Source organism: Aquimarina gracilis, from assembly GCF_035285365.1.
In the GTDB taxonomy this organism is placed as follows: domain Bacteria; phylum Bacteroidota; class Bacteroidia; order Flavobacteriales; family Flavobacteriaceae; genus Aquimarina; species Aquimarina gracilis.
This window is the reverse complement of sequence record NZ_JAYKLX010000005.1, coordinates 103,140-116,705: the sequence shown is the minus strand read 5'-3', so window position 1 is coordinate 116,705 and position 13,566 is coordinate 103,140. Positions and strand designations below refer to the sequence as shown.

Below are 13,566 nucleotides of genomic sequence, written 5' to 3'. Positions count from 1 at the left end.
GGATATGTCGGGCTTTGAGAGCACTTTGGCAAGCTCAGCATAGCACCTCAGTCCTCAGTAATATCGAACCCTGGATTATATAGTTGGTTTTCAATTGCTTGGACTTCGACTACGCTCAGCCCTCGATTGCGTTCCGAACCCTGAGCGAAGTCGAAGGGTGGGGTAACGAAGTTCTAAGAAACAATAACAAGTCAATAATTAATAAATAATAACCCATGAACGAAAACAACAGAATTAGTAAAGTATTAACCGATGATGAAATCGCCATGATACAACAGAGTATTGCATCTTTAAAAAAGTCTCTTAACTTTTTACAGAATCTTACACCTAGTGAGCGCAAGAACCTACCCAAGATTAATAGTGCCAATAAGATCTTTGCCGAGGATAGTATTCATATCCTGGAAAGTAAACCCCAATGGATACCCCCGGTACTTACTGCTGAAGAAGCTCGAAAGGACCTGAAACTTTTTGAACAACTGGACCCCATCATTTTGGAATTAGAAAGTTTGCTGCGCCAAATGAAAGATACCCAAATGATTGCCGGTAGCGAGGTATATCGTGTCGCTCTGTCGGTATACAGTCTTGCCGATGCTGCCCGCAAAATGCCGATGGAAGGTGCCCAAAGTGCTCATGAACTTCTAAAAACACGCTTTACCCAAAGTATCAATACCCCAAAAAACTCCCCCGAAAAAGATACTCCTGCTTAAACCAGGTACTCACATCTTCAAAAAAAGTTCCATGCCCAACAAAATTGGTACAACGACCTACTTGTGCCAGTAGGCAAACTGACAACCTTACCCCAACCTCAAGGTAATGAAGTACCCTAGCAGTCTTATACAAGTGGGTAGACTGACAACCCTACCGGGTGCTTTAACAAATAAAGTACCCGGGGGTACTTGGGAAGTGGGGGTGGGTACTGGGATAGTGGAGGCATCGACTTCGCTCAACCCTAGTTGAATAACGAACGCTGAGCGGAGCTGAAGGGTGATTGAGTACGTTGAATGTGCCCTGAGAATAAATCATGCCGGACTTCGAGAGCCTCAGCCCTCGATGAGTACTCCGAAGAATGAAGCAACAATACACAGTTTTTTAACATAACAATAACAGTATCAAAAACTTGAGTTCCGAAAAATGAAACTGGCAACAATTATTATTGTAATCGAGTAACAAATAAATCATTAACCATAAAACACACACAAATCATTATGAAACATTATTTTAAAAGTCACGTATTGACCATCTTCACTATGATGTTCTTACTATTTTTTACAGGATGTCATGAAGAAGAGCTATTACCGGAAGAAACCGAAGAAGTAACCGAAACGATCACCCCCCAAAACTCGATTTTTCATAAAAAAGGTTTTGTTTCCAAAGAAGAGATTCCTGATATCGTGTCAAGTCTAAAGAGTGAAATGCCAACAAAAAGTGTACATAGTATCAATAAAATTAAGGATAATGGAATCTCTATTTATCTTGATAAGATAAAGCACCTTTCTATCAAAGGACAGCATACTAATTATACTTTCCCTGTATCGGTAGAAGGATCATTGCCTAATGAGCTCTTTATGCTATCGATTGATCAAAATACCGATGGAAGCATTGAGGAACCGATTATGATAAAATACACGGTAAGCCAAAAAGCTTTTGATTATGTATTGGCCAATGATGGGCAGATCGATTATAGGTATTTTAAAGCAGATTATACGTATTATGATTTTGGTGATTTCTTAAAAAACAAAGGTGCTGCCAAATTTGGATCAAATGGTTGTTCAGGAACAGGGTCATTGGGTGCAGATCCAGGGGAATACCCTACCATGCAACCAAATCAATCGTTTACCAACAATGGAGTAACCTCAATATTTAGTGGTACCAGTTTAAGCTCTAATGTTATGTACACATTTACCTCAAACGTCACAGATGATTCAGATGGTAATTCTGAGACAAGCACTGTGTCTGCAACTACAAATGTTAGTGGTGTTGAAAGTAGCTTTCAACATCCAAACTTAGACTATACCGGGATGGTCCTTACTACCGCCAATAATTCTACGGCATCAGTGTCCATAAATATTGGAGTATCGTCTGCCCCTGCGGGTAATCCCAATCCAGGTGGTGGAGGGGGTATAGGTTCTCCTTGTAGCATAACCCATCACACAGATATCGATGGTAATGTGGTGACGGTCATTGATTGTATTGATAATAGTGATGATGCAAATCTTAGTGCTTTTTCTAACAGAACCGTTTGCGAACCCATAGATTATGTGGGACTAAACTTGGTAGACTTTAGATTGGAGGTACTAGATTCACAATGGAGCTCTATGGACCGTGGTTGGATGGAACAACACAGAGCATTTTTAACGCCACTATTAAATTTTAAAAATGCTGGAGGCCAAGAATCGTTTGCTAAGAAATTGCAGGATGCTGAAAAATCTGGAAAAGTTAATGAGGTAGTTGGTTTACAAATACTGTATGTAATAAATCAAAATAACTCTTCAGAAGAAATGATCGAAATGATGTCAATTACATTAGATACACTTGAAGATGACGACAAAGACGTATTAATAGTTGAACCAGATTCACCACAAAGTTTAACATCTATTTGTGGAGATTATAATTTCAAAAATGATGGGTTTTCTTCAAAAGCTAATATTAGCAATTTATGGATTATGGCTCTTCGTAAGGTAAATAATCAGATTATAGCTATAAACGCAAGCTTTAATTATCTTTGTGTTGACATTCCTTATCAATATACTAGTAGGAACGCGTCCCAAACTTTTAATAAAGCTTGGGAAAGGGCTAAAGGCGATTTATTTATGTGGTTAAATGGTAATCCTAATGTTTATCAAGATGGAGTGGTTACAGATCAACTAAAACAGTTTTTAATTCAACATTTAAATGGATTACAGGCTGGGTCAACAATTTCTGAAGGCGGTTGTGGTGGAAACATTCCTTCAACAAGAGCTAAATATTGTGTTAAATAAAAAAACATGTTATATCTTAATAGTCTATCTACTATTAGTTTTAAAGGACTACGGGATCATTATCCCGTAGTTCATAATTCTATAAAAAGTTATTATCCAGTTGGGATTCCGTTCAAATCTGAACTTTATAGAAGCCATACAGGGATTAAAGAAATTCAAGATTTAATTAACAGAAATATAGTAGATAAGAAAAGACTTGAATCCGTTTGGGTGAATGGATTTTGTGAAGAATTAGGAACAAAAATTGACTTACCTATTGTTGAGGCAACTTTTGGCGTAGCACCTTCGTACGCAATTAGAGTAGTTATTGAAGAAAATAAAAGTAAAGGAGAATCTATTGAACTTCATTGTAGAGTAAGTCTTCTAAATAACTTCTTTAATATCCAGATTGCATATTTAAAGGACAATATGAGAATAGAAAGAGAAGAAAAGTATCTTAAAGAATTTGTAACCTTAGGTCTTGACAAATTAGTAATTTCACCTGTAAAAGGATATTACAAAGAGTTGTTTATTTTAACTGAAAACTTAGTTAGGGAGCATTTTGAACGAGCTAATTTTTTGTCTACAGCTCTCGTTTTTTTAAGATTAAAAGGGCTTACAGTTAACTTTAATCAAACAATTGATATGCCTATTGGGATGGCTTTTTTTCATAATATGATGCCATTAAATTATTATAAACCAAAAGAAATTATAGGCAATCTCGAATATAGAATTGATGAATGTATTAAATTCAAACAATAACTATGACTAAAAAAACTGTGTTATTACCATTACTTTTTCTCTGTTTTACGGTCTTTTCTCAAAATTTGAAAGGGAAATGGGCTCTAGTTCTTGATAACAATAGATTTTCAATTCCTGGTTGCATGGTCATTGAAATCACCGATAAAGAAGAGATAACATATAGTTTCAATGAATTTATTGATTCTACTGCTTTAAAAATAGATACGATTAATAATGTTCTCATTAAAGGAATAGAAAGGTATATCCACAAATATAACCTTAGAGATAGTATTAGTTTGACTTACTACTTCGAAAAGAAAGAAGAAATTAATGAAAATGAAATAAAGAAAACCACCAAAATTGATTACATAAAGTTGTTACCTACACAAATAAATTATCCTATCGAAGAGGTGCTAAAGAAGAAATATATATCTTTTTATAAAGAAGTAGAAACATCATCAAACAATGCGACAATTAGTTTTATACGGAATAAAGAAAATCAAATTAGTAATATTTCAAGTACTTCAGGAGATAATAGTTACATGTTGGAAAAAATTGATGATACTTATTGTATAGTAAATTATTTGGGTAAAAATAGGTTGTGGTTTTGGCCTATTAAAGAAATTCATGGGGACTATTTGTTAGTATATGGTGTCTCTGGGAGGGAAGGTTTTGTGAAATTACACGAAATAAAAGAAATTAAGAGTAAAAAAGAAGTGTTTGTTCCAAATCATCATTAAAACAAACTTTATAAGACAACATATTTAAAAAGGTATTTACCAGCTAGTGCTTGTACGTTAAAGGAGCCATCAAAGTAAAGTTGAATATTGGTTTTCGTGGCGAATGGTGTTGTTTGAAAACATAGTAGTGATCATATAGTTTTAGAAGATAATAATGGGATTTTGTTAGGATAGCTTGAACAGGTATCATGTGGACACAAGTCACAAACTTACCCTTGCAGAGGAAATGTTTTATTTGTTTGATTCTAATTTCATTTTTTAATCTAAACGATTATTCGGTAAATAACATGAAATTCCAGCAACTTTTAGGAAAACCAGTTTCTGTTTTCGAAAAATAATAGGAAATGATTTTGAAAATAAGCTTCATGGAAAGACTTTTTATTATATCTCTGATGAGCATATTAAAAAGTCTTTTTTCAATGTGAACTATCATATAATAATGATACAAAAGAATGAAAAAGAAGTCGTCCAATCAATTTCGATACATTTTCCTAAAACCATAGATCGCAAGTTTTATGATTTGTTTATTGAAGAATATGGGAAACCAAACAGTATTCAAGTGATTAGAAACCAGCAACTTGTTAGTGAAAGTAATTTAAAAGATAAAAATGACAAAATCCTTCAAACAGCAAGAAAGGTTACTTTCGATTTAGCAGAAGGTACTTTTGAGGACAAACCTTTGTTTATTATATGGAAAAAAGAGGGTTTTTATATTCAAGCATATTTAAGGCATGAACAAAAAATTAGTGAAGTAACATTTAGTTTGGAAAGCCCTCCTTCTTTTAATATAAATTCAAATAAAAAAGAATAAATCATCATACATACACTACTGTTAGTCTTTGCCTTAACTTAAAACTTATTTAAACATATGGATTTAAGGTTCAAACTAGCGGAGAGGCAGAGGGAAAAGCAAGATTAGATAATGGAGAATTAGTTTAACTTTAATTTTAATTGATAGTTAAGATTTTTATAATCCTAACTATCAATAATATATATGCACTATATGACAAGTATCAAAATATTACGATTATTAATTTGGGTAGTGTTAATTTCTCTTACCATATTAAACGTTCTAATTAGTAATCAAATTAAGATTCCTGAAAGTATACCGGTTTTAGTAAGAGTATTATTATTTTATGGAGCGATAATAGCCATCATAATACTGTCAGTTTTACTTACTAGATTTAGGGAAAAAGAGTTCTCATCGCAGCGTATTAAAAGAATTACAATAATATTGTCGATACTTTTTTGTTTTTACTTGTTTAGTTCCTTTATCTTACAAGGAGAAGATTTTTTTAGAGCTATTTTTGGATTTTATTAGAATTATCTTAGTAGGTATTATGTGGATTTAAGTCATAAACTTACAGTAGCAAGGGGTTAACTTGTATAAAATTACTATACCAGAATGTCACAAGTAAACCTAGAAGAAGTAGAGCATTATGTAACTACGGAATCTTTTGTGAATAATCCAGAGGTCTATCTTAGGTTTTTTATGATGATATCTTAGTCCAAATTCAATCATTTTTAAGACTTTAGAAAGTATCACTATATTCTAGAGACATAGACCAGATTTAATTTATTAATTTTGGAAAATGAAACTTTGGCGCGTCATTTCCCCACATACATTAATTATTGGGGGTATTTTCTATTTTATTACTATTTCTTCGGTTTTTGGTCAAACCCTTAAAACCGAAACTCCTACTACTGCAAAGGAGATGGATAGTATTTCTCAATATTATGTTCTAAGCGGAAAGGATTCTATAGGCATAAGTAGTCGATTGAACTATATAAATAAGTATTTAAAAAACGTTTTTTCATATAAAAATGATTCTCTATTCTATTTGGGTTTAATGCGAAAAACACTTCTTCTAGGTAAAATTAAAGAATATGACAGTGCTATATATTATACAAATCGATTGTATGATATAGCATATAAGAACAAAGACACTCTTTATATCATTAAATCTCTAACAAAGCTAGGAATATACCATAAAGGAAATAGTGAATTAACTGATGCTTTTCAATACTATAATAAAACATTTAAATTATCAAGAGATATTAATGACAGTATAGTTGCGGGTAAAAGTTTATTACAAATGGCAAATATTCAGACTTTTTTAGGAGATTACTTTGGGAGCAGAACTACGGCAATTGAAGGTGTTAAGTATTTAGAAAATTCTAGTGATATAAGAAACCTTGCAGGTCTGTATCACATAATTTCCGTTTCCAATAGACATCAAAAAAGATTTAAAGAGGCTAAAAGATATAACTTACTTGCTATAAATCTTGCCAAAGATAGTTTGTCTTATAGTTTAATTGGCTCGAGAAATATTTTGATTTTTGAAAACACAAAAGCCCTAATATCAGCAAATGAAGGAGATTACAATAAGGCCCTCTCGATTTTAGACACACTAGTCTCTAACCCAATTGTGAAAAATAACAAAACCGAATATTCAAGAGTTCTGGGGAATTTGGGTTTTGTTAAATGGCTTAAAAATAATCAAGATGAGAATGTCGAAGAAACACTTTACTCTTCATTAAAAATTCGTGAATCAATAAATGATATTGAAGGTTTAGTAACCATAAACCTTTATTTAACAAAGTATTATTTGAATAAAGATAGAGTTAAAGCTTTGTATCATGCGGAAGAGTCATATAAAAATGCAAAGATTTGGCATAGTTTAACTTCGATCATAGAAGCCTTGGGCTACATATTCCAATTAAAAGATGATGTCACCGAAGAAGCAAAGGTTTTTAATGAAACCTATCTTAAACTCAATGAAATAAACCAAAGCAACCGCGAGATCTATGCGGTTACCAAATATGAAAATGAAAATCTGACGAATGAAAATCTTAAACTTGAGGCTGCAAATGCAAAGTTGGCTATAGAAAAGGCAAAAGAGGAACGTGAAAACATTATCTATCTTCTTGCTACGCTTGTATTAGTTCTTGCAGGAGGTTTTATATTTTATCTATTACAACAAAGGCATAAAAGACAACGTATACGCGATGTATTTAATGCAGAAACTCGAATTTCCAAGAAGCTTCATGATGAACTGGCCAACGATGTGTATCATGTCATGACCCAAGTACAAAATAATCGCAACGATCAAGAAGTATTAGATAAGCTCGAAGATATTTATGGCCGTACCCGGGACATTTCTAGAGAGAATAGTAGTTTTAAGTTGGGGAAAAACTATACCCAAGAACTTAGTGGGATGCTTAGTAGTTATGGATCTGATCATACCAAGATTATTATTAAAGATATCGACGATATAAATTGGAGCGCAATAACCCCAGAAAAAAAGATCATTATTCATCGCATCATACAAGAGTTGATGGTAAATATGAAAAAACATAGTCAGGCTTCTTTAGTTGCAGTTACATTCAAGAAGAATGCAAAAAATATTGAAATAAGCTATGCAGATAATGGTATTGGAGTTATTAAAAATGATATAATTTATAGTAGCGGACTCCAAAATGCGGAAAACCGTATAAAAACTATTGGAGGATCATTTATCTTTGAATCTGAAGAAGGAAAAGGCTTTAAAGCCAAGATAAATTTTCCAAATTAATTAAAAGTATGAGCTTATGTTCAAGAAAGTTTTAGTTGCAGAGGACCTGGGGAGTATCAATCATGGAATCTCGAATATTTTGCATGAACGAACTGGGATCAAAGAAATAAAACAGGCGCAATATTGTGATGATGCCTACTTAAAATTTAGGAGAGCCCGCAGGGATCGAAGTCCTTTTGATTTATTAATAACCGACCTTTCGTTCAAAGATAGTCATAGAGAACGTGATATCGTTTCGGGAATACAACTTATAAAAGCTATACGCACCGTACAGCCCGAAATTAAGGTAATTATCTATTCTATGGAAGACAGACCGGCAAAAGTGAAGTCTTTTTTTGATGAATTATGTATCGACGGATACGTATGCAAAGGGAGGTATGGGCTCAATGAATTGGTACAGTCGGTAAATGATATATACCATGGAAAAACTTTTGTTTCTCCATTGTTATCAAACGCTATGAATAAGAATAACATTTTTGAGCTCAAAGATTATGATCTTTTGTTACTTAAACATTTATCTGATGGACTTACACAAGAACAAATAGGTGCCTATTTTAAGAAAAATCAAATTGCACCTAATAGTATAAGCTCTATAGAAAAAAGATTAAACAAGCTGAAGTATAATTTTAAAGCAAAAAATGCAATTCACCTTATCGCTATGACCAAAGACCTAGGTCTTTTATGATGTAATAAATAGCAGCAAAAAACAACCCCGCAATTGTAAAACTTTGGCGAGCCAACAAAAGCAGGGTCTGAATAACAATTGATTTATAAATCAACCATTAAGTCGAATGTTTTTTCAAGCAAATAACTCAAAAAGACAAAACTTGTTTTTTTGGGTTATTTAGTTATATATCCGAATAATAAATCGTTTAGGAAAGAATTTCCTTACTTTTATAACCCACAATATAATAATAAGCTTTTAATTATTGACGGTTTCCCGTAAAAAAATGTTAATTTTATGTCAAAATTTCAAAGTTAGGAGATGTGGTGTACGCCTGTAAGGTGATGAGCTATTCTGTTTTTTTACTAATTGTAGATTTTCTTATATGATTTATAGTGAAGTCCATCGCACGATCATAATTGTTCAACTCATCGGTGATTGTATTCGTTATTAAATAATTAGGTTTTATCCCATGTCCATCATTTTTGAAATTGACATTCATTTTCCAGAGAATGTAAGGTATTGCTATAACTAATTTTGAGTTTGGTAAGGCAATTTTTAACCAATCTCCACTCGTGTTTTGAACTTTATTTCCGCCAGATTCTTCTCCAATAAAAATTGCATTACGATATTGCTTGATAAAAGATGCGAATTCTCCCGCCGCAGATAAGCTATTTCCATTTAGTAGCACATAAAGTTTACCATTATAAACTGTTTTTTTCGGTTTAACTACATTTAACCCATCTCCCGCAGTGGTCTTGTAAAGACCATTTTTTTCCTTTTTTAAATATGTCCATCCCATTCGCATAGCAGGATAGTCACTTATTTCTGGGATTATATCTTTATTCCACTTGTTATGCAATTGATATATCCCCTCATAAAATTGAAACTCTTTGTTGTATACATACGAGATTAACTCTTCTACCATAGGGGTATTTCCTCCTCCATTATCTCTTATATCAATAACCAGATGTTCTATCCCTTTATTCTGGATTCTTTTAAAGGCATTTTTAAGCTTTGATTTATACTGGTCTCTTTTTAAAGGGATTGCATTAAAGGTAGGAATACTTAAAAAAGCAATAGAATCTTTGGTTCTAAATTCTATTTTTCCGGTTTCATACAATTTTTCGGCTTTAGATTCTAGAATGCTGGCAGTAACATTCGGTATTTTAATGTCAATAGTTTTTAATTCATCTTTAATAGTTATAGCGGTGCTGTCTTTGGAGCCATATATTAGCGCGTACATAAACGAAAAAGAGTGTAATAATTGTTCTTTGGGCATTGTCATGTTATTTCCATCTCTGGTCATATACTGTAATAGCTTACTGAATACGTGTGCCATGTCATCACCATTTATTGATGTTATTTTTTTACCAACTAGGTTTTTGTATTCCTTTAAAGATGACTCTTTTATATAAAATGAATTTTTGCATTTAAATATAGAAAAAGCAGGCATTTTTAGATCTTTTTCTCTCTGTGCAGGGTTTATATGCACAAAAGTATGTCCATTTTTTATTATTGAATTTAGTTTTCCTAATTTTCTGAAGAACTCATAAGATGTCATAGAATCTGTTAACTTTTGTTTAGTAGCTTCAAACCAATTATTTAACTCCTCTCGGGGAGTGTAGGTATACAAACCTGTATGGTACGTTTGAAGATTAATTTTTAAAATATCTAAATCTTTTTCAAGTTGCTTTTTAGATAATTTTTCTTGAGCATATAAAGAAGTAAGCCCACAAAGGAATGCTAATATAACAAATCGCATAATTTTCAGTTTTTATTTTGGGTAAATGTAGGTTCATACGCATATAACTGAAAAGTAGTTTTCGACGTATTGGGGTAAAAATCTAGCGAAGTGGGATAAAAATGGGTTAGATAAATATCGATATTAGTATAGAGTCAATTTTACATCTACCAGTATATACTTGTAATTGTGAGCATTGAATTATCGATAGTTGTTTGCAAATCTATATTTGAATTAATAACTTGTATTGTTGTAATAGTAATACATTTCTTTTCTTAATTGGGATTTAACAAAATAATATCATTTTTATTTGCTTTCATTTTCTGTGGCATTACAGGAGCACAAGAACTTCCTCCTATTCAAAATTATTCACCTCGGGATTACAAAGCAGAAAATCAGAATTGGGCTATTTCTCAATCATCAGATAAGTTAATTTATATTGCAAACAACAAAGGATTATTAGAGTTTAACGGTGCTAGTTGGAAGCTTTACTCGTCTCCAAATGAAACCATTATGAGGTCTGTCCATGTTGTTGAAGATCGTATCTATTCGGGTAGTTTTCGAGAGTTTGGCTATTGGAAAAAAAATGAAGTTGGAGCTTTATACTATACTTCGTTGTCCCGGCAAATCGATGTCAAATTATTAGAAGATGAAGAATTTTGGAATATTATCGACATAGATGATTTGGTAATTTTTCAATCTTTGAAACGAATCTACATATACAGTATCAAAGATCAATCTGTGAACATCATAGAATCAAACAATACTATAACCAAAATGTTTAAGATTGGTCAAAGTGTTTATTTTCAAAGAATAAACCAAGGTATTTTTAAGATTAAATATGGGCAAGATTTTTTAGTTTTTGATGATGATGTCATTAAGAATAACGAAGTAATTAATATTTTCAAAAGTGGAAATGAGTTATTAATTCTGACCAGAGATAACGGTTTTTATGTTTCCAAGGATAATTCTTTGGTTAAAACAAATATTATTTCAAATAAATTATTGGCGGCAGTTAGCATATATGATGGCATTAGACTGAAGGACAATAGTTTTGCATTAGGAACAATATCTCATGGCTTAATTCATCTCAACGAACATGGAAAGCTAATTTACACGATCGATCAAAACAAAGGTTTATCAAATAATACTGTTTTATCACTTTTTGAAGATGTAGATAACAATATTTGGCTCGGCCTTGATAATGGAATCGATTACATCAATGTGAATTCTCCTATAAAGATATATAATGATAACAAGGGTGTGTTAGGTAGTGTATACGCCTCAGCGATTAGTGATGGCAATCTTTATTTGGGTACAAATCAAGGTCTGTTTTACAAAAACTTTAAAAGTAGTGATAGTTTTGAGTTCGTCAAAGGTACCGAAGGGCAAGTGTGGTGCCTCAAAGTAATTAATGATAAGTTATTTTGCGGTCATAACTCAGGAACATTCACTATCGATGGCAATCAATCGAGAAAAATATCAAATATTCAAGGTACTTGGGTCATAGATAGATTTAAAGATAAACCTAACCTTTTGATTCAAGCAAATTATGACGGCATTTATATTTTGGAAAATATAAATAATACTTGGCAAGTAAAAAATAAAATTGAAGGATTTAATAATTCTTCTCGTTATTTTGAAAATTTGGAAAATGAAATTTTTGTGAACCATGAATACAATGGTATTTACAAAGTCAATGTAGATAGTGCTTTTACCAAAGTAAAAAATGTTTTTATCGATTCTATAATTAAAGGTGCAAATTCTGGGATTGTAAAATACAACGGAGAAATATTGTATGCATATAAAAATGGTATTTTTAAATACGATAAGGGAGATAAAAAATTTGTAAGAGATAGCCTCCTGAGTAGCATTTATACACAAGATGAGTACGTTTCGGGAAAACTAATACTGGATCAAAAAAGTAATGATCTATGGGTTTTTACAAAATCTAATATAAACTATGTTTCTAGGGGTGAGTTAACGACCACTCCAAAAATAAAAAAGATACCCCTTACAAAAGAGGTTAGGAATGATATTCTTGGTTATGAGAATGTTACAAGGCTTAATAATCAAGGAGCTTATTTAATTGGAACAACTTCTGGATATTTAACAATTAATATTGAAGGTTTACATAGTAAAGATTTCCAGGTTTATATAGGTAACGTTGTTAATGGTAGTACTAAAAGTAATAAAGAAAGAATAGTACGCATAAATAAAGATTTGGATGGGGATTTTAAAAGCTCAGAAAATAACCTGAAAATATCTTTTTATACTCCCGAATATAGTAAATTTATAAAACCCCAATATCAATTTCAATTATTAGGAATTTATGATGATTGGAGCAATTGGTCTGATAATCCAATTGCACTTTTCGAGAACTTACCTTTTGGCGAATATACGTTCAATGTTAGAGCCAAAATGGGAAATAAAATTTCGGGTAATACTGCAAGCTATTCGTTCAAGATTGCAAAGCCATGGTATCTTACCAATTTGATGCTAGCCATTTATGCATTAATCATTATTTTGTTTTCGTTTTTTATGCATTTCATGTACAAACGATATTATAATAGAAAACAAGAAGAACTTGTTGAAAAGAATCGAAGAGAAATAGAGTTGGCCAAAGTTCAAAATGAAAAAGAAATTATTCGAATTAAAAATGAGCAATTAAAGCAAGAATTTAAAGATAAAAGTAAAGAATTGGCCGCTTCGACCATAGATATTGCAAAAAAGAATGAACTGTTAACGCAAATTAAAAATCACTTGGCCAAGGTTTCAGATCAAGCCACTATCAGACCTGTAATTCATATAATTGATAAAAATCTGGACCACAACGATAATTGGGAATTCTTTAAAGAAGCTTTTAACAATGTGGACAGAAAGTTTTTAAAGAAGCTTAAGAAAACACATCCCGATTTGTCTCCAAATGATCTGAAGCTTTGTGCATATTTACGCCTTAATTTATCTTCAAAAGAAATAGCACCACTATTCAATATATCAGCTCGAAGTGTTGAAATTAAAAGGTACAGGCTTCGCAAAAAACTAAATCTACAACACGAAGAAAACCTGGTAAACTACATTCTGGAGTTGTAAACACCTATACAAAGAGGATTAGTGCCTCAACATTACCTATACAAAGAAATGC

General features: G+C 32.1%; 9 protein-coding genes. 8 read left to right on the top strand and 1 reads right to left on the bottom strand.

Annotation, left to right across the window (positions count from 1 at the left end; translation table 11 throughout):
* Nucleotides 1-215: 215 nt before the first annotated feature.
* The 7 genes from U6A24_RS11160 (at nucleotide 216) to U6A24_RS11130 (ending at nucleotide 8,698) form a co-directional block, all read left to right on the top strand.
* Nucleotides 216-707 (top strand): hypothetical protein, encoded by a 492-nt coding sequence (locus U6A24_RS11160; RefSeq protein ID WP_324180053.1) that lies wholly within the window; start codon nucleotides 216-218, stop codon nucleotides 705-707.
* 498 nt (nucleotides 708-1,205) lie between these two features.
* Entirely contained in the window at nucleotides 1,206-2,978 is a 1,773-nt protein-coding gene (locus U6A24_RS11155; protein WP_324180052.1) for a hypothetical protein, read from the top strand.
* Nucleotides 2,979-2,984: 6 nt separating this feature from the next.
* Entirely contained in the window at nucleotides 2,985-3,719 is a 735-nt protein-coding gene (locus U6A24_RS11150; RefSeq protein WP_324180051.1) for a hypothetical protein, read from the top strand.
* A 2-nt stretch (nucleotides 3,720-3,721) separates the two neighbouring features.
* Nucleotides 3,722-4,438 carry a hypothetical protein gene (locus U6A24_RS11145; RefSeq protein ID WP_324180050.1) on the top strand — a complete coding sequence of 239 codons (717 nt, stop codon included), beginning with the start codon at nucleotides 3,722-3,724 and terminating at the stop codon, nucleotides 4,436-4,438.
* A 439-nt stretch (nucleotides 4,439-4,877) separates the two neighbouring features.
* A complete protein-coding gene (locus U6A24_RS11140; RefSeq protein ID WP_324180049.1) occupies nucleotides 4,878-5,249 on the top strand; it encodes a hypothetical protein in 372 nt (123 codons plus the stop codon).
* 781 nt (nucleotides 5,250-6,030) lie between these two features.
* Nucleotides 6,031-8,013, top strand: a complete 1,983-nt coding sequence (locus tag U6A24_RS11135) for a sensor histidine kinase (protein ID WP_324180048.1) — start codon at nucleotides 6,031-6,033, stop codon at nucleotides 8,011-8,013.
* A gap of 16 nt (nucleotides 8,014-8,029) precedes the next feature.
* On the top strand, nucleotides 8,030-8,698 hold the full coding sequence (locus U6A24_RS11130) for a response regulator (protein ID WP_324180047.1): 669 nt from the start codon (nucleotides 8,030-8,032) through the stop codon (nucleotides 8,696-8,698).
* 328 nt (nucleotides 8,699-9,026) lie between these two features.
* Here the strand turns inward: U6A24_RS11130 and U6A24_RS11125 are convergent, their stop codons facing one another.
* Complete coding sequence (locus U6A24_RS11125; protein WP_324180046.1) at nucleotides 9,027-10,442, bottom strand: S41 family peptidase; 1,416 nt, start codon at nucleotides 10,440-10,442, stop codon at nucleotides 9,027-9,029.
* Between the two features lie 258 nt (nucleotides 10,443-10,700).
* Between U6A24_RS11125 and U6A24_RS11120 the strand changes: the two genes are divergently transcribed.
* Complete coding sequence (locus U6A24_RS11120; RefSeq protein ID WP_324180045.1) at nucleotides 10,701-13,514, top strand: triple tyrosine motif-containing protein; 2,814 nt, start codon at nucleotides 10,701-10,703, stop codon at nucleotides 13,512-13,514.
* The last annotated feature ends 52 nt before the right edge of the window (nucleotides 13,515-13,566 follow it).

What these genes read in the sequence shown, in the direction of transcription:
- U6A24_RS11140 (WP_324180049.1), top strand. Translation starts at nt 4,878, where the DNA reads ATGATACAAAAGAATGAAAAAGAAGTCGTCCAATCAATTTCGATACAT.
- U6A24_RS11150 (WP_324180051.1), top strand. Translation starts at nt 2,985, where the DNA reads ATGTTATATCTTAATAGTCTATCTACTATTAGTTTTAAAGGACTACGG.
- U6A24_RS11135 (WP_324180048.1), top strand. Translation starts at nt 6,031, where the DNA reads ATGAAACTTTGGCGCGTCATTTCCCCACATACATTAATTATTGGGGGT.
- U6A24_RS11125 (WP_324180046.1), bottom strand. Translation starts at nt 10,442, where the DNA reads ATGCGATTTGTTATATTAGCATTCCTTTGTGGGCTTACTTCTTTATAT.
- U6A24_RS11145 (WP_324180050.1), top strand. Translation starts at nt 3,722, where the DNA reads ATGACTAAAAAAACTGTGTTATTACCATTACTTTTTCTCTGTTTTACG.
- U6A24_RS11160 (WP_324180053.1), top strand. Translation starts at nt 216, where the DNA reads ATGAACGAAAACAACAGAATTAGTAAAGTATTAACCGATGATGAAATC.
- U6A24_RS11130 (WP_324180047.1), top strand. Translation starts at nt 8,030, where the DNA reads ATGTTCAAGAAAGTTTTAGTTGCAGAGGACCTGGGGAGTATCAATCAT.
- U6A24_RS11155 (WP_324180052.1), top strand. Translation starts at nt 1,206, where the DNA reads ATGAAACATTATTTTAAAAGTCACGTATTGACCATCTTCACTATGATG.